This window comes from Bacteroidales bacterium (assembly GCA_013141385.1).
Taxonomy (GTDB): domain Bacteria; phylum Bacteroidota; class Bacteroidia; order Bacteroidales; family Tenuifilaceae; genus UBA8529.
In genome coordinates this window covers 1-18235 of sequence record JABFRB010000037.1, presented here as the reverse complement: position 1 = coordinate 18235, position 18235 = coordinate 1, and the positions used below count along the sequence as shown (strand labels likewise).

16 protein-coding genes are annotated in these 18235 nt (G+C 36.2%); 4 read left to right on the top strand and 12 right to left on the bottom strand.

Annotated elements, in window-relative coordinates; genetic code table 11:
• Positions 1-326 precede the first annotated feature (326 nt).
• The 12 genes from HOO91_18300 to hydE form a co-directional block, all read right to left on the bottom strand.
• Positions 327-872: a 2-oxoacid:acceptor oxidoreductase family protein gene (locus tag HOO91_18300; GenBank protein NOU19511.1), complete on the bottom strand. Its 546-nt coding sequence runs from the start codon at positions 870-872 to the stop codon at positions 327-329.
• 41 nt (positions 873-913) lie between these two features.
• Positions 914-1678 carry a 2-oxoglutarate oxidoreductase gene (locus HOO91_18295; protein NOU19510.1) on the bottom strand — a complete coding sequence of 255 codons (765 nt, stop codon included), beginning with the start codon at positions 1676-1678 and terminating at the stop codon, positions 914-916.
• Between the two features lie 2 nt (positions 1679-1680).
• Positions 1681-2769 carry a 3-methyl-2-oxobutanoate dehydrogenase subunit VorB gene (locus tag HOO91_18290; GenBank protein NOU19509.1) on the bottom strand — a complete coding sequence of 363 codons (1089 nt, stop codon included), beginning with the start codon at positions 2767-2769 and terminating at the stop codon, positions 1681-1683.
• Between the two features lie 37 nt (positions 2770-2806).
• Positions 2807-3043 (bottom strand): 4Fe-4S binding protein, encoded by a 237-nt coding sequence (locus HOO91_18285; GenBank protein NOU19508.1) that lies wholly within the window; start codon positions 3041-3043, stop codon positions 2807-2809.
• A 37-nt stretch (positions 3044-3080) separates the two neighbouring features.
• Complete coding sequence (locus HOO91_18280; GenBank protein ID NOU19507.1) at positions 3081-4400, bottom strand: pyridoxal phosphate-dependent aminotransferase; 1320 nt, start codon at positions 4398-4400, stop codon at positions 3081-3083.
• 737 nt (positions 4401-5137) lie between these two features.
• Complete coding sequence (locus HOO91_18275) at positions 5138-8203, bottom strand: tolB protein precursor (protein ID NOU19506.1); 3066 nt, start codon at positions 8201-8203, stop codon at positions 5138-5140.
• A gap of 361 nt (positions 8204-8564) precedes the next feature.
• On the bottom strand, positions 8565-8942 hold the full coding sequence (locus HOO91_18270) for a hypothetical protein (protein ID NOU19505.1): 378 nt from the start codon (positions 8940-8942) through the stop codon (positions 8565-8567).
• Positions 8943-9160: 218 nt separating this feature from the next.
• Positions 9161-9904, bottom strand: a complete 744-nt coding sequence (locus HOO91_18265) for a response regulator (GenBank protein ID NOU19504.1) — start codon at positions 9902-9904, stop codon at positions 9161-9163.
• 9 nt (positions 9905-9913) lie between these two features.
• Positions 9914-10969: a histidine kinase gene (locus HOO91_18260; GenBank protein NOU19503.1), complete on the bottom strand. Its 1056-nt coding sequence runs from the start codon at positions 10967-10969 to the stop codon at positions 9914-9916.
• A gap of 118 nt (positions 10970-11087) precedes the next feature.
• Positions 11088-11813 carry a hypothetical protein gene (locus HOO91_18255; GenBank protein NOU19502.1) on the bottom strand — a complete coding sequence of 242 codons (726 nt, stop codon included), beginning with the start codon at positions 11811-11813 and terminating at the stop codon, positions 11088-11090.
• Positions 11814-11855: 42 nt separating this feature from the next.
• Positions 11856-12236 (bottom strand): hypothetical protein, encoded by a 381-nt coding sequence (locus HOO91_18250; protein ID NOU19501.1) that lies wholly within the window; start codon positions 12234-12236, stop codon positions 11856-11858.
• Between the two features lie 130 nt (positions 12237-12366).
• On the bottom strand, positions 12367-13461 hold the full coding sequence (gene hydE, locus HOO91_18245; protein NOU19500.1) for a [FeFe] hydrogenase H-cluster radical SAM maturase HydE: 1095 nt from the start codon (positions 13459-13461) through the stop codon (positions 12367-12369).
• Between the two features lie 242 nt (positions 13462-13703).
• Between hydE and HOO91_18240 the strand changes: the two genes are divergently transcribed.
• From HOO91_18240 to HOO91_18225, 4 genes are all read left to right on the top strand, one after another.
• Positions 13704-15767, top strand: coding sequence for an acetate--CoA ligase family protein (locus HOO91_18240; protein ID NOU19499.1), 2064 nt, complete (start codon positions 13704-13706; stop codon positions 15765-15767).
• 99 nt (positions 15768-15866) lie between these two features.
• Complete coding sequence (locus HOO91_18235) at positions 15867-16019, top strand: hypothetical protein (protein ID NOU19498.1); 153 nt, start codon at positions 15867-15869, stop codon at positions 16017-16019.
• Between the two features lie 342 nt (positions 16020-16361).
• Entirely contained in the window at positions 16362-17057 is a 696-nt protein-coding gene (locus HOO91_18230; GenBank protein ID NOU19497.1) for a hypothetical protein, read from the top strand.
• Between the two features lie 217 nt (positions 17058-17274).
• A complete protein-coding gene (locus tag HOO91_18225; GenBank protein NOU19496.1) occupies positions 17275-17796 on the top strand; it encodes a flavodoxin in 522 nt (173 codons plus the stop codon).
• Positions 17797-18235 lie beyond the last annotated feature (439 nt).

Below are 18235 nucleotides of genomic sequence, written 5' to 3'. Positions count from 1 at the left end.
ATAAAATTATAGAATATTTTTTTTATTCACATCGTTATTGCACCGTTGATATAACCTGAAAAATCCAAACACACTGCCAAACCATTCCCTAATAATTTTTTCACTTTTCAACTAGCTGCATTTATTTTTGTTTAATCGCATTCTTCGATAGGTTTACTATACAATTCCTCAAATTAAAATCTGTATTTAAAACCAGTAACGAAGTTAAACAATTATATCTATTTTCAAATTTTTGGAATTAATAAAACATTTAACATTCAATTTTTTTCATAACAAAAAACCCCGCATAAATGCAGGGTTTTCTGAAAGAAATGTGTGGTCGGCAACTATTTAACTTCAACAATTATTTCCATTCCACGGGTTATCGCTTTTTCATTCATTGGAATTAAATGGTGATGTCTTTCGGGGAGCGATTTCTTTAAACCTTTAATAACGTTATCCATCTTCACAATGGGTTTAATTTTAAGGAAAGCGCCAAGTACTAGCATGTTAAATGATTTTGCGCTCTGCATTTTAGCGGCTTCTTCAGCAGCCTCAACCTTGAAAATCTTTATATCCTTACGATCTGGATGGCGGGTAATACCATTTGGATCATAAATTAACGTACCACCTTTTTTTACAGACTTCTCAAACTTATCCATTGATTGCTGGTTAAGTATAATGGCTGTATCATACTCCATAAGGATTGGTGAGCTAATGCGAGTATCGCTAAGGATTACGGTAACGTTGGCTGTTCCACCACGCATTTCAGGGCCATACGAAGGCATCCAGGATACTTCCTGATCCTGCATAATTCCTGAATAGGCAAGTATTTTACCCATGGATAGAACACCTTGTCCGCCAAATCCTGCTATTATAATTTCTTCTGTCATTGTTATCTTCGTTTTTATTGATTCAACCTTAAAACCATTAATTATTCGTCCTTAAGATCGCCAAGTTGATAGAATGGTAGCATGTGCTCAACCATCCACTCGTTCGATTTAACGGGAGAAAGTTTCCAGCCTGAGCTGCAAGTAGATACAACCTCAATAAACGAAGTTCCCTTTTTATTGCCAACATTCTCAAAAGCTTTAAGAATAGCTTTTTTACATTTACGAACAGCGGCAGGTGTATGGGCAGCCTGACGGGTAACAAAGGTGGTTCCAGGAAGCTGAGCAATTAACTCGGTTATTTTTAATGGATTCCCAGCAAGTTTAGCATCACGACCATAGGGTGATGTTGATGTAGGCATTCCTATTAGGGAGGTTGGTGCCATTTGACCGCCTGTCATCCCGTAGATTCCATTGTTTATGAAGATAACAACAATGTTCTCGCCACGGTTACATGCATGAATAATTTCACCTGTTCCTATAGATGCTAGGTCGCCATCACCTTGATAAGCAAATACGTACTTATCGGGTCTTAGTCTGGAAACCGCAGTAGCTACAGCTGGAGCACGACCGTGAGAAGCTTGTTGCATGTCAATATCCAAAAATTTATAGGCAAGAACAGAACAACCTACAGGGCAAACCCCAATGGTTTTTTCCTGAATATTCATTTCCTCAATAACCTCTGCAATCAACTTATGTACAACACCATGGGTACAACCAGGGCAGTACGACATTACAGTATCGGTAAGAACTTTTGATTTACTATAAACCAGATTCTCTTCCTTTATTATTTCATTGATATCTGCCATGACTATTTACCTTTAATAATTTGATCTTCCAACGCTTGTACTGCTTCATTTGGTGAAGGAATCATTCCGCCTAAACGACCAAAATGTTCAACTGGAACCTTACCTTCAACTGCTAAACGAACATCCTCAATCATTTGTCCAGCGCTCATCTCAACTGTTAGAATTCCTTTTACCTGCTTAAGCATCGCCTGAATCTGTTTTGTAGGGAATGGGAATAAGGTTATTGGTCGAAGTAATCCAACTTTAATACCCTTTTCGCGAGCAATTTCAATTGCTTTTTGGCAGATACGACTTGATGAACCGTAAGCTATAAATAGATATTCAGCATCGTCACAAGCAATCTTCTCAAAACGTACCTCTTTTTCAGATATAGTTTTATATTTCTCGATGAGCTTATGATTGAATTTCTCCTGACGGCTAGAATCCAGTTCAAGCGATGTTATGATATTACGTTCACGATCCGAGGGTTTTCCTGTTGTTGCCCAAGATCCATGCATTTTTATAATCTCCTCATTGGTCCAACGTGGTTTGAATTCACCAAGTTGAACTTTTTCCATCATCTGACCAATAACACCGTCAGATAGTATCATAATAGGGTTACGGTATTGAAATGCAAGGTCGAATCCAAGACCAACAAAATCGTTCATCTCCTGAACCGATGCAGGGGCAAGTACAATTAATCTATAATCGCCATGTCCTCCACCTTTTGTGGCTTGGAAATAATCGCTTTGTCCTGGCTGAATTGTTCCTAAACCTGGGCCTCCACGAACTACGTTAACAATTACACATGGTAGTTCAGCGCCAGCAATATATGATATCCCTTCTTGCTTTAAGCTAATACCAGGGCTTGATGATGATGTCATTACTTTTTTTCCGCAAGCAGCACCGCCATATACCATGTTAATAGCTGCAACTTCGCTCTCGGCTTGAAGTACAACCATACCAGTCTCCTCCCATGGTTTGCGTACCATAAGAGTTTCCATAATTTCGGACTGTGGGGTAATTGGGTATCCAAAGTATCCATCGCAGCCAAAGCGTATTGCAGCCTCTGCGATGACTTCGTTTCCCTTCATTAATTTATAATCTGCCATTTTTAATGGGTGTTTTTTTGTTTTTTATTTTTACCGATTAAGCTCCAACCTGGGCCTTAACTCTATATACATCGATAACGCTATCTGGACAAACCATTGCACAGTTTGTGCATCCTGTACATTCTTCTGGATTAGCCATGTATGCATAATTATAACCCTTGCCATTTACTTCCTTTGCAAGAGCAATAACCTTGGAGGGGCAAACTACAACACAAAGACTGCACCCTTTGCATTTTTCAACATCAACTTTAATTGCACCTTTTACTTTTGCCATAGTGAGTTATTTTGAGAGATTTTATGTTAAAAATAAACTATTTTACAGGATGATCATGATTGAATTTCTTTAAGCGATTTTCAAGGTCTTCGAATTGAGTGCGTTGAACTTGAGAAACACAAGCTCGAAGTCCCTCTATTCTTTCGCTGCCAGTTATTAGCAAAGAAATTGCGCTAATTCCATAAAACAATAGCTCATCAATTAGATCTTCACCACTAAACCCGGGGTATGAAATTGTAAAGTAGAAACCATCAGCTAATGGTTTATCCTCATCCATATCGTAAACTAATTGGAAACCATTATCAATAAAGAGTTTCTTCATGATTTTGGCTTTTTCGCCATACTCCCTAACGGATTCAACAAAGTTGAATGTACCATCATTAGCAGCTTTTAGCATTGCTGCAAGCCCGTACTGTGCGGAATGGCATGTTCCTGATGATAAAGAGTATACTGCACCATAAATCATTGCATACCCAAATTCATCGGATGCGAAAAAGCGTTTTAAATCGGGGAAACGTCTTGAGTATAATTCATTGCTAACTACCATGCAACCTATGCGCTGACCAGCATATGAAAATGCCTTTGAACTGGAGATAAGCATAATCCAGTTTTTAGTATAGTTAGCAACGGTTAGCTGGTAAGGAGGTTCTCCTGGTTTTGAGAGATCCTTACGAAAATCCATTGCAAAATAGGCTAAATCCTCAATTACAACAGTATCGTATTTGTTTGCTAGTTCGCCTATTATTTGAAGCTCAGTTTCTGTAAAGCAAATCCACGATGGGTTATTGGGATTTGAGTAAAGGATAGTAGAAATATTCCCTTTTTCAAGAAAAGTTTCGAGTTTAGCTCTAAGCTTTTCGCCCCTATGATTATAAACATCAAATGTTTCATACTTCATTCCTAGCACCTTAAGCTGTTGCTTTTGTACTGGAAACCCCGGATCAATAAATAGAATGGTATCTTTTTCCTTATAGCATCGATTCGTTAAAAGAAACGAGGCCATACCACCTTGCATTGATCCAACGGTAGGTATACAACTTTTTTCTTCAACGTCAATGTTTATATAATTTTTTACAAATCGGGATATTTCCTTTTTAAGTGTAGGTACACCATCAATCATTGGGTATTTTGAAGCAACGCCATTTCTTAAAGCCTGTATTTCGGCCTCAATGCCAACTTGGTTGGGTTCCAATCCAGGAACACCCATCTCCATTCTAATATATTTTTTCCCGGTAGCAGCTTCAATTTCATTTACCAACCGAACAATCTCACGAATCGTTGCACGACCAACTTTAGTAAGTCCTGAGTCAGCAATTTTTTGCTTAACTACATCGTAGGGTATTGGGGTATCCTTCATAGTTTGGCAAATTGGTTATTGATATTGTATTTAATTATTTGATTATTAAATAATAAACAAGTATTTATTGAATAATAAGTTTTCAATATTCAAGAGTACAAGTTTAATAAATGTTTTTAATATTTAAAAGCGAGCAAGGTCAATTATATAACAATTTGTTACGAATACGTTAATTAATTCGATTAGTTATATCAAAATTCATTGGTGTTACTTATAAAGTGTAACTAAATTACTCACAAAGGGATAAATCCGAAGAGAACAGACCAAACTAATTTTCAGTAATTAACGTGAGTTCAACGTAAAAAACAATGTATCAATCTAAATATCAATCAGTTTATTTTATTTAAATCAATGAAATAATTATATATATCTGCAAATAAACACATTATTACATTTCTTATATCGAACTCACGTTAATTAGCGTACCAGTTCGGAACTCTTATCAGGATCGATTTGGCGAATTGCAGAATCAATCCAACGAGCTTGAGAAACGTTCTGGCGTATTGTAGGGTCAATCTGGCAAATTTGTAAAGAATATTGTGTAAACAGGAATTAAAGGGATATTCTTTGAGAAACTTTGTAATACTTTGTGAACCTTTGCGTAATAACTATTCCACAAAAAACACAAAGAAGTCACAAAACACACAAAGACCGCAAAAAACTGATTTAATGAATCATATTCTTTGCGGACTCTGTGAAAAACTTTGCGAACTTAGCGTGAAATTAGCCTCAATAGGTTACCATCCCGGTAAGAAGTTAACCCCAATGTATGCAGATTTTATTCCTCCGAGCTGATAGGGTATTGCGTAGAATGGCTCAATAACAAGCATTCCGAATAGGTTAAATCTTAAGCTTACCCCTGTGCTGAAAACAGGAATCCTTTCAACAGCGTTTCTAGGTTTCCATCTTAAAACAGGAGAATTTTGGCTGTCCCATGCAAGGCCGGCATCGGCAAACAGGGCAAGTTCGGTATAGAAATAATTCGATTTTAGCACAGTTAGCCTTTCAGGCCCAGTAAAAGGAAGTCTTATCTCAAAATTTACTACTACCATTTGCTGCCCTTGGAGCTGGTTATAGGTTACATACCCGCTGTTGGGTGAAGAAACTTCTAAAAAGGATGTTCTATCGTAGCCCCGAATGAACCAAGGGTATGCAACATTAAGTGGGTAAAAATTGCTGGTGCTATCTACACCAAACCTACCGTAGTAGTAACCCCTCATAGCAAAGCAGAAGGGCTTCTTGTATATGTATTTTCTTAAATCAACCAAAACTCCGTTAAAATTGTATTTCCCATAGGTTCTTTCAATTTCAAATCGTGTTCTAGTCCCTTTCATAGGGGAGGCTATTCCGAAACTTGAATTATCAAAAACATAAGCAAAATCTGTTCGTCCAATTGTAAAGGATGGAGGATCAACGCCCCTTTCCTTTCTTAGCACAGAACTCTGAAAGTTAAGATCATAGTACGTGTTATAGTTATCAATCCTATATGAATATCTTGCAAATGAGCTGCTTGTTTCTATCCTTTGGGTTTGCGATAGGGGGAAGTAAGCAATACCTCCAACCATATCCTCAAACATTCTAATATATTGAAGCCGATATACCCATGTAGGTTGATTGAATGTAGTAGTATCAATATATGGAAGATCTTGGTAGCCCATTGAATAAGGGATATGTGAAACGGATAATCCCCAGAAAATTCTATTCTTCTGATTCATATATGATACTTGTCCTCCAAAGTCATAAATCTCTCCATTTAAGGCAAGCCCAGTGTAAATTTGGTGTGATCCAGTAATATCACTGAAAAGCATCTCAACACCTCCTTGCATACCCGTTCCATATTGACTTGTAGATATTCCCATACCAATATTTGAGATGTAATCGAGTTTGAATTTGGGTTTGAAAGGAATGGTTTTGAAAGAATCTATGGGGGTTTTAGATAATTTACTCATGTTGCTCAGATAATTATCGATAATTCCCGGAACAGCTCTGTTGAATGGGGGAAGTATTGATGCTGTAAAATCCACAGAATCTGGATTCACTTTAATGGGCGAGAAATCGATAGTATCGGCAGTGTATATGGAGTAGTGTCCTTTAAAATAGTACGAATAGGTTATTTCGTTTGTTTCGCGAGCCAGACTCATGGCTGGAGCAAGCGGTGTCATACCGCTAATACCCGTTAAAATCCTAGTTTGACGGTATACTTCACCAGATTCAAGGTTGTAGGTATAAAGGTTTCTAAAACCATCGCTATTGGATAGGAAGTAAATAGATTTTCCATTGCTAGAAAACATGGGGTTAAGATTTTCTGCTCCGGGGAAGAATGGGCGAACTTTTGTTAAACCTGTTTGGCTATCATAAATTGCGATATAGTAACCAACTCTACGGTTATTCTTTTTATCCTCTTCCGTGGGTTGATCGGTTGAGAAAACAATATAGCGTCCATCGGGAGACCATGATGGGTGAATGTTGCACCAAATATCGTTAGTTAAATTCTTTACCTCACCAGTTTTTAAATTATATGAGTATAGGTCATTTATGCCTTCAACTAAACCCGATACAACAATTGTTTCACCATCAGGCGACCATGCAGGGTAGTTGAAAGCGGGTACTCCTGGAATTAGAAATTCTTTAACCAATTTTTCGTTAAAGACATCAACAATAAGCAATTTGTTTTTCCCCTTGCTGAAGGCTACAAATGCAAATTGTTTGCTATCGGGCGACCATGTTCCAGCCGATTCGATAAAATTTAGAGCATCAATTTCATTCTCATGAACGGTGCTTGAAAGTTTTCTGATTATCCTACCACTAGCGGCATTGGCTAGAAACAGATCGATGGAGAATAAATCTTTTTCCGAGTAAAAGGCAACATAACGACCATCGGGGCTAACTGATGGGGAGATGTTGATTTCACCTGCATTTTTTTCAAAAATGGTTCTGTTTCCGGCTGGTGTATCAACCGAATCTTTCATCACCTTTTTATAGAAATCCTTGTTAACCTGTATCCAGATATTTGAGAATGTTTTCTCATCCATTCCAACGTAGCGTCTTAAAGCCCAATCGTATCCTCGCTTGGCTGTTTCTTTGAATATTGGATTTATTAGGCTGTCGCCAAATGTTCTGCCAACAAAAGCCCAAAATGCTTGACCGTAACGGTATGGGAAATATGTACTTTGATCCCTTGTCATAAGCTCAAGGGTGGGTAGATAATCGTTAAGAACGGCATCCCTCATCCACATTGCAGTTAGGTAATCGACACTGCCAATCGAGAGATATTCAGCCATCCCTTCCACCATCCAAAGTGGGAGATTGCGAACGGAGTTTAAAGAGGTTGAGTCGCCGTTAATTAAGGAGTTGTATTGGAACGCATGTACGAGTTCATGACCCAGCACGTGCTCTGTTTGAGCCCATGTTTCGGTAACTGGAAGAATAACCCTGTTTTTTAATGCCTCAGTAACACCGCCTGTTCCAATGCCAATTATTCCGGATATAGCCGTGGTTTGCTGGAAATCTCCTTGGTTAGGATAGATGATTAAGGGATTTTTTTTCTTTATAGAGTCACGAAATACTTGGTAGTGCATCCAGTACCATTTCTCGGCAGTTTGCGATATGCGATTAACTAAAGAATCGTTTTTGAAATAGTGGTAAATTTCAAAATTTGGGGTTTGGTATACATTGTAATCAAACCGTTTATAAAGCGGTTTGTTACGTCCAAAGTATTGAGCGTTTGCATATACACTAATGAAAAGAGTAAAAACGATAAGGAGTTTAAACTTTAAGTTACGATATCGAGGTGCCATACTCATAATATTTTTACAAAAACGCTGAAAGGTACAAGCAATTACAATTATCTACAAAAATAATTCCAAATTGTTTACTTCCTAGGTGATTGGTTTAGGAAAAAGGTTGCTTGGTGTTTTTTTAGGTTAAAGTAAATTTTGAGGTGCTGGAAAGATTTGTGGCGTTAATCGAAAAAAACTTATTTCCCTTTTCCTCTTCTACCTTAGTAGAAAAATGGTTAACCGCATCTTTATAACCTTATTACCTTATAAAATTTTACTTAGATTTTTTATAAATTATAAAGTATTCAAAATCATTGTTACTTCTTTGAAGGTTGTAAGGTTTTTTGGTAATACTTAATAAATTCATCATACTCTTCTGAGAAACTTACTTTACGATGATGTTCCGCTTGATTAAGAATGTATTTACAAACTCTGTCAACATCCGATTTTGATACTGAAAAGGCAGATGCAGATTCTTGCCAGACAAATTGTTGTCACAAAGATTATTTTGGTTTATGAATCGTTGAGAACTTTCAGCAACAATGGAAGCCAAACTTTCTTCGGATAATTTCGGTGAACGAGAGATAAGAAAATGAACATGTTCAGTATTTGCATATATGGCATACAATTGGGAATCGTTATTGTTAACTATTCCTGTAATATATTTTTCAATTCGCTCCCGAAATTTTTCAGAAATAAGAGGAACCCGATGCAAGGTTGTAAATATAAAATGGGTGTATAAATTGTTGTACTCAATTTTCATTTTATTTAATAATAAGGTTGAATCATTGTTGTAACCTCTTTTCTACTAAGGTTTTTTGATAAATGATAAGGTTTTTAAAATTGATTTTTACAATGATGGATAACACAAAACTAAGACCTTTCTCCAGCACCTCAAAATTTACTTTAGCCTATTTTTATTAGATATTATAAAGTATCAATTAATCCTTGAATGGATTTAAAATGATATAAGATATTAAATTAGAACGACAATCGCTCCTTCAAGGCTTTATAACCTGAATTACTTACATTAAGTTTCGCTCCATTCTTGAGTACAGCAATAAAAGCATCCTTTGAGTATGGCTCCAATTTAGTGATATGGCTAACATTTGCAATAAATGAACGATGAATGCGAACGAACTGATCGGGATTTAACCTATCCTCGAAATACTTCATTGTTTGTTTTTTCATATGCCTCGATTCGGAAGTATGAATCATAACGTAATCGTCCTGCGCTTCGAGGTAGAGGATATCATCGACTGGAATAACATTCATCGCCTTTGGCGATTTTACTACAATTCGAGTTAGATGTGATTCGGTTGTAAGATTCTCTGCCAATTGCTGAATGCTTTGCTCGGTATTTGGTTGCGTGGAAATCCTTGATTTGGCTCGCTCTATTGCCTGTGAGAATCTATCCCTTGAGAAAGGCTTCAAAAGATAATCAACTGCATTCTTCTCGAAAGCTTTTAGGGCGTATTCATCGTAAGCAGTTGTGAAAATAAGCATTGGAGCATGTTCCAGAAGTTCAAGAACTTCAATACCAGTTAATCTGGGTAGTTGAATGTCAAGGAAAACCACATCGGGCTTTAGCTTATTGATAGCCTTTGCTCCCTCATAACCATCGATATATTCCCCAATTATCTCAATATCAGTGAATGGTTCAAGATATTTCCTGAGCAAATCGCGAGCAGGTTCTTCATCTTCAATGATAATTGCCTTCATAATCGCTGTGTATTATCTGTTTAACTTTGGAATTGTAACTTCAACAACATAATTGCTATCAACAATATTCGACTTTAACAAGTCATTTTGAGCAAAAAGTAGACTTAATCTTCGTGATATATTAACCAAACCAACACCCATTCCCTTCGCATTTTGGCTCTCTTCGGGCATTGTATTCGAAATGATGATTTTAAGGAAGTTTTGGTTTGATTCAAAAACTGCTTTTACCTCTCCCTGTTCCGATGAACTGGCAATTCCATGCTTAATCGCATTTTCGAAGAGTGGTTGTAATATCATTGCAGGAACTTGGAAATTCATTACACCATCAGGAGCAGTGATATTGTAGTTCAACCTTTTACCAAATCTAACTTTTTCTATTTCAAGATATTTAACACAATTTAAAATTTCATCACTTATTGATACAAAGCTTTGCGATGATTGCTTTAGAGAATATCTAAGTAAATCGGATAGTCGAATTACCATTTCCTGCGCCTTTTCAGGGTTGGACATGGTTAGCGAACTGATAGAATTTAAACTGTTAAATAGGAAATGTGGATTTATTTGATGCTTTAGCCAATTTAGTTCAGCATCTCGCACAAGCGTTTTTATTTCCGACTCACGCATTGTCTGTTCCCTAAAGTTTTGAATGTAGATGATGAGGTAGTAAATTAGCCCAGACAGGATGTAATAAAAAGATCCAATTGCTATTCGCCAGGGAAGTGAGGTATTAAGAAAATCGATGTACGAAGTATCATTTGGAAAAATACTTTTAAGAATGAAATCCGATATTGTTATCCAAATTAGAATACTAAGTGATGCCGAGGATAAATGATTTAGAACGATATTAAAGATTTTTTGCTTTTCAAGATCAGAATACCTTACCCAATACCAAATACCAAGGGATAGTGCAGCAAAAATTATATTATAAACAAGGCTATCAACGGCCGATATCTCAGTTTTTAAACCATAAAAAATGGAAAGAGCAGCAAACTGGGCTAAAGCCATTGCTGTCCACCAAATTGAAAAAACAATAATTCCCAGTTTCTTTGATAGTATAGGATTCTGCATATCAGCCTAAATTATTTAACGAATATACAATTTTAGGAAGTGAAATAGATCTTATCCTAATTTGTAGTTCAAAAATAAAGGGTGGGAAAACCCCACCCTTATTTGAAAATAGAATATTTTATAAATTTTTTACTTCGCCACCACCAAATATTACCATGCCTTTTATAACTAATTCACGGTCGAATGATGTTTCGGAAGTGGATATACTTTTTCTCTTATCAGCAAAACCACCAAATATTGAAGTAACATCAACCCTTACTTTCCAATCAGCAGGAACAATAAATTTTGAACCGCCAAACATACAGAATGCATCAATGTAGTTACTTCCAGGGGCAAGTTGCGCATCAAGCATATCGAACGATGAACCACCAAAGATGTTGGTTAACTTACCACCTTTGAAATTTTTCGATTTAATCTTTTGTTCGCTACCGCCAAAAATTGCAACATCATCAATAAAATCATCAGCACTAATTTCAGTGTTTCCTGAAAACGGTAGATGGTGATGATTCTTATGCTTTACAAGCATTAGTATACCAATAACAGCCAGAATAGTAGGCCAGAAAAGATGACGTATGCCGAATGGGAAGTCTAAAAACCTTGCGGCTAGAAAAAAACCTCCAACTGCTATTAAAATTATACCAGTTGTCCTTGATTCATTCTTAACTAGGCTGATTAAACCTATGACAATTAGTAGTGTTTGCCATGTAAATACATAATGTTCCCAATTCCATGGCATAATATCAAAATTATCTGCAAAAATTAACCCTGCTAGGGTGATTAGTACCAAACCTATAACAATTCTTCCATTGTTGGCTCTTGGCATTCTTTCATTTACTCGTTCCATATTATATGATTTTTAATGTTTAAAATTCAATGATTTAAAATATTAACAATATTTACTTTTTTCACGTCCAGAGAATAAATGTTGATTTTTTGGTCTAACTATATAAAGTATTCCAATAGCAGCAAGAATTACTGGCCAGAAAAAGTGATGATACGCGAAATGGTAATCTAAAAATCGTGCTGCCAGAAAAAATGCCCCAACTGAAATAAGAAGGATACCGTTAATCTTTGATCTATTTTTCGCAAGACTAATCAGCCCTATAACAATTACAAGCATTGGAATTGAAAATATATAATGTTCCCAGTTCCAAGGCATAATATTAAAATTATCAGCAAATAGCATAGCCGCTAATGCAATAAAAATTAAACCTATTACAATCCTTTTGTTATTGGTTCTTTGCATTTGTTCATCTACCCGTTCCATAATATTTTATATTTAAATTTATGATACAAATATATCGCCACCTATAGGAATTCTAAAGGCTAAATAGGTGAACCAAGTATAAATGTCGGTGAATTGAGGAAAAGGTAGTCCTTGTTAGCAATAACGATGCTTAGTTTTTATTTTTGTTATTGCGAGATGCAAAATGCTTTGAATTCCCATGCTCTCCGTAACCGATCTCGTAACCGGTTAAGTGAATTCTAGCCTCAAGGCATTTTTTACAATCTTCTGCGGCATCATCCAAGCATGGTTTGTTATCGTAAAGTTTGTACTCATTGCGGTAATATCCTGGAGTGATGTTTGGCATAATAATATTAGCCCCGCATTTAATTGCCTTCTCCCTTCCTAATGGGTCAATTGCTTGGAGGGCTGTAGGTGCTGCAATATTAATATCCTTCATAAGTACACGAAGAATTGCGGTCATCTTTAGCGCAAGATTAAATCGATCTTCCTGTGGAATTAACACATCTTTATGCTCAAATAGAGGTGTGTCAGGATGTTCAACGTATGGCCCCATGCCAACCATATCAACATCAAATTCTTGCATCCAGAGCAAATCTTCCGCAAGATGTTCGTAGGTTTGGAATGGTAAACCAATCATTACGCCAGTTCCAACTTGGTAGCCAACTCTTTGTAATGATTTAAGGCATCCTATTCTTGCACCAAAATCATGATTTTTATCCTTAGGGTGAAGTTTGTAGTAAAGATCTTGATTTGAACTTTCTATTCTTAGTAAATATCTAGTTGCACGTTTATTGAACCAACGCTGGTATGTGTCTTCTGGTTGTTCTCCCAATGAAAGAGTTATGCCAAGCTCACTATTTGTCGCTTTATTAATTTTATCTAGGAGATTTTCGACTCTATCAGCAAAGTTTTTGGTATTTACCTCTCCAGTTTGAATGACAATGCTTCCGTATCGGTTCTCCCATGCAAAATTTGCTGCCTCTAATACTTCATCATCAGAAAGGTTGTATCTTTTAACTTTTGTATTTCCCACTCGAATACCACAGTAGAAGCAATTCTTCTGGCAAAGGTTCGACATTTCTATCAATCCTCTGAAGTGAACTTTTTTTCCTAAATACTTTTCTTTTATTTCAGTGGCTTTTGAGTATAGCTTATTTCTATCCTCAACGTTTGTTGAAAGCAGGAAAATAATATCCTCTTTGCTGAAGGTATTTTGGGTTAATATGGAATCAATTTTACTCACTTGTTTGCAAAAAAGTTTACGCCAAATATACAATAACTAAACTCTCTGGAAATAGATAAGTTCATTATTAGTAAAATTATTTTAATAGAAAAATGAATGGTTTAATACATAAGGATTCTAGAAAATAATTAAAGGGAATAGCTATAAACGATATTCTAATTTATCATTCAAAAGATTTGGCATTGTTTATTTCTGCAAATAATCTTAGGTTTGCGATTGCTTTCAAGAAAAAATAAATTACTATGATAAATCAACAGCTTCTTAACCCCAAAAGTATTGTTGTTGTTGGGGCTTCGGAGGATACTCAAAAACCAGGCGGTAAAGTTTTAAAGAATCTTATCGATAATAATTATAAAGGTCAACTTTATGTTGTAAACCCAAAGGCTGATAGCGTTCAGGGAATAAAATCTTATAGAGATGTTAAGGATTTACCTCAGGTTGATTTAGCCATTTTGGCTATTGCTGCTAAGTATTGTCCCGAAACGGTTGATATTCTTACAAAACAGAAACAAACAAAGGCATTTATAATCCTTTCAGCTGGATTTCATGAGGAGAGCGAGGAGGGCGCTAAATTGGAGCATCAAATTGTTGAAACTATAAACTCTGTAGGGGGTAGTTTAATTGGCCCAAACTGTATAGGAGTCCTAAACCCAAACTATACTGGTGTATTCACCACGCCAATTCCAAAACTCGATCCTAAGGGTGTTGACTTTATATCAGGTTCTGGAGCAACTGCGGTGTTCATAATGGAAGCAGGTATGCCCAAAGGTTTGACATTTGCTAGTGTTTACTCTGTGGGAAATAGTGCGCAGATGGGCGTTGAGGAGATTCTTAAGTATTTGGATGAGTCCTTCGATCCCGAAACTAGTTCAAAGGTAAAACTCCTTTATGTAGAGAGCATTAATAAACCCGACTTAATACTTAAACACGCATCATCACTGATTAGAAAGGGTTGTAGAATTGCTGCAATAAAAGCAGGAGGTTCAGCTGCGGGTAGCCGTGCAGCAAGTTCGCACACAGGAGCATTGGCAAGTAGCGATGTGGCTGTTGATGCACTATTCCGTAAAGCCGGTATTGTTCGTTGTAGCGGTCGCGAGGAGCTTACTTCGGTTGCATCGGTATTCATGCATCCGGAGTTAAAGGGTAAGAATATTGCAATAATTACGCATGCTGGTGGTCCTGCTGTTATGCTAACGGATTCATTATCAAATAACGGTCTCGAAGTTCCTACCATCGAAGGGCCAAAAGCCAAAGCATTGCTTGAGAAACTCTATGCGGGTTCATCGGTAGCAAACCCAATCGATTTTCTTGCCACAGGAACAGCGGAGCAGTTGGGTCATATCATCGATGCTTGTGAAAATGATTTTCCTAACATTGATGCAATGGTCGTAATCTTTGGCAGCCCTGGGCTATTCCCTGTTTACGATGTTTACGATTTGCTTGATCAGAAAATGCGCCAATGCCGTAAACCGATATTTCCTGTGCTTCCATCAATTATTAATGTAAAGAGCGAAATTGACCATTTTATAGCAAAGGGTCGCATCAATTTCCCCGATGAGGTTGTACTAGGTAATGCATTATCAAAAATATATCACACTCCAAAACCTGTTTCTGAATCAGTTGATTTGCCTACTATTGATGTTAAAAAGATTCGTGAAGTAATTGATAATGCTCAAAATGGCTACTTGAATCCAAGTGAGTTACAATCATTGCTTGATGCTGCAAGAATTAATAGGGCTGGGGAAGCTGAGGTGAAAACTCAAGCAGATGCAATTGATTCGGCAAAAAAACTAGGATTTCCCGTTGTAATGAAGGTTGTTGGGCCTGTTCATAAATCGGATGTTGGGGGTGTTGTACTTAACATTAAGGATATCGATGCTGTTGCTCGTGAATTCGATAGAATGATTAAGATTAAAGATACAACCGCTATACTTATTCAACCTATGCTATCGGGCGTTGAACTGTTTATTGGCGCAAAACGTGAGGATAAATTTGGTCATATGGTTCTTTGCGGACTTGGTGGAATTTTCATTGAGGTTCTAAAAGACGTTAATGCTGGAATTGCTCCTTTATCAATAAGTGAGGCAAAGGATATGATCCAACGATTAAAAGGATACAAGACACTAAAAGGTGTTCGAGGGCAAGAACCTGTTGATGAGGAACAATTTGCTGAGATGGTAAATAGAGTTTCTGCATTGGTAACCGCAGCCCCTGAGATTTTTGAGATGGATATTAATCCTTTACTCGGAAAAAGAGATAAAGTTGTTGCTGTAGATGCTAGGATTAGGGTTGAGAAAGAAATTTAGTAAAAAGTCAATAAGTTATTTAGCTAGTAAGTTATTGAGTTGAAAAGAGTTTGTGTGCCTTTGTTTATTAATCTAACTGTCAACTAACAATTAATAAGTATGTCACTAAAAGATAGCTGGAAAAGTTTAACCCCAAAAGAGAAAGTATTTCTTGGAGCAATACTAGTCCTGCTTATTGCTATTGCAGCAAAATGGGATAAAATATCTGATGAATTAGGAAAAGGGTTTGATAAGTTTTTTGGAAAGCATTAACCCAGTGGACATAATCCTTTTAAAGAGTATTGTTTTTTGTAGGGTATAACTACTGTTCTGTTGATAATGCGAATTAAAGGTTGAATCAATAACTCGCCTTTTAAGGCGAAGACTGTAATCATTAAATTTTATGGGCTTTAGCCCTCTATTTTGTTTATACCTTTTTAAGTAATCTGCTAAAATGTTGAGTTCATTTAATTCTGTCATTAGTAATCTAATCGATGTTGGGCTAAAGCCCAATACCCTTTTCCCTTTGACTACGCCTTAAAAGGCGGAGTTATTGATTGTGTTAACTGTTTTATTTAACCCTTAATTTGCATTAATAGTTAAAAATAATTAACAATGAAACGAGTAGATTTGATTGTAATTGGAGCATGTATCCTTTTTTTCCTGCCATTTTTTATTTCAAAGGATATTTACAGTTTTTATAATAATTTTAATGCCAATCATGGAATGGTAACCAGTTTTATCAAATTTGCTTTACTGGCAACCTTTGGCGAGGCAATAGGATTGAGAATTAGAACTGGAAATTACAATCACAAAGGTTTTGGATTAATACCCCGAGCAATTGTTTGGGGCATATTGGGTTTAACCATTAAACTTGCTTTTGTTGTTTTTGCTGTTGGTACACCTGCATTTCTTTCTTATCTGGGTGTAAAAGAGGCTGCAACCGCCATGCAATCTCCCATGAGTGTATTAAAGATTCTAGTTGCTTTTTCCATAAGCGCAACAATGAATATTATTTACGCTCCAATAATGATGACCTTTCATAAAATTACCGATACCCATATTATAAATAATGGTGGAACACTCTCTGGTTTTTTTAGACCAATAAAATTTGGGGAGATTATCACAAATCTTAACTGGAAAGTTCAGTGGAATTTTGTTTTTAAAAAAACCATTCCCTTTTTTTGGATACCAGCTCATACAATTACATTCCTTCTCCCTGCGGAGTTTCAGGTTCTTTTTGCTGCAATTCTTGGTGTAGTTCTGGGAGTACTACTTGCTGTGGCAAGTCAGATGGGAGCTAAACAATAATTAGACTTTTCTGTTATATCTATTTAACCTTAGTTGCTAGTTACTAGTTACAAGTTACTAGTTTTATGACTTACCGTTTTTTGTTCTGTTTGTATTTAATTGAAAAAGTTAAATTTTGTATCAATTAAAACATCAAATAAAAAACCAGAAATCAGCAATTAGTATCTAGCAACTTGAGTTATTTAGTAAGTAAACGAAACTGTTAAACAGATATAATATGAAGAAAGTAGGTATATTCTTTGGCCCAGCTGGAGGCTCAACCGAAAAAATAGCAAAACTCATACAGAGGGAATTTGGAATCGAGAATGCGGATCTTAATCTTATAAAAGATGCTAAAGCAGCTGATTTGAATAGGTATGATAATATTATTTTTGGGTGCTCAACAGTTGGCGGCGAAACTTGGGATTCAGATAAATCTCAATCCGACTGGGATTTATTCAGACCCGAACTCGACAAAATTTCTTACAAAGGAAGGGTCTTTGCAATTTTTGGATTAGGAAATCATGTTAGTTATGCTCGACATTTTGTTAATGCAATGGGATCTATTGCAAAAAATATACTATCCAAAAATGCCATTATTGTGGGACAATGTAGTACTGATGGATATGATTTTATTGAATCTGAAGCGGTAATAGATGGCAAATTTATTGGATTACCTATTGATGAGGAATTTGAACCTGAAAAATCACTTGAACGGATTCAAAAATGGGTATCTGATATTAAAAAAGAATTCTTATAGAATTACCTACAATTCCTTATTAAGCCGATTTTTATCGGCTTTTTTTATTTTAAAAAATCAATTAAACCTTACCTTAATGTTAATTTGTTTGGTAAACTAAGAGAGCAAAGTGAACGATCTCATGAACGAAGCGAATAATGCCGATCGACTAACAATCTCATCTCAATTTATGAGTTGGCAAAATAAATTGAGTAACTTGTTAGCGAATCGGTATCTACCGCATTTTTCGATAGCTTAATTGTGAACCATAACTTCTCATTTAGAAAAACCCAAACGCTTAAAAAGATCGGGATTCCATAATCAAACAATACCGGTAGTATAAAGAAGATTGTGTAAACAGGAATTAAAGGGATAATCTCTTGCGCTGAAGTGGAGCGTAGCGGAACGAAGCGCAAGAGATTAATTGAAAAACAAAACTAACTTTAAACCAAAATACACA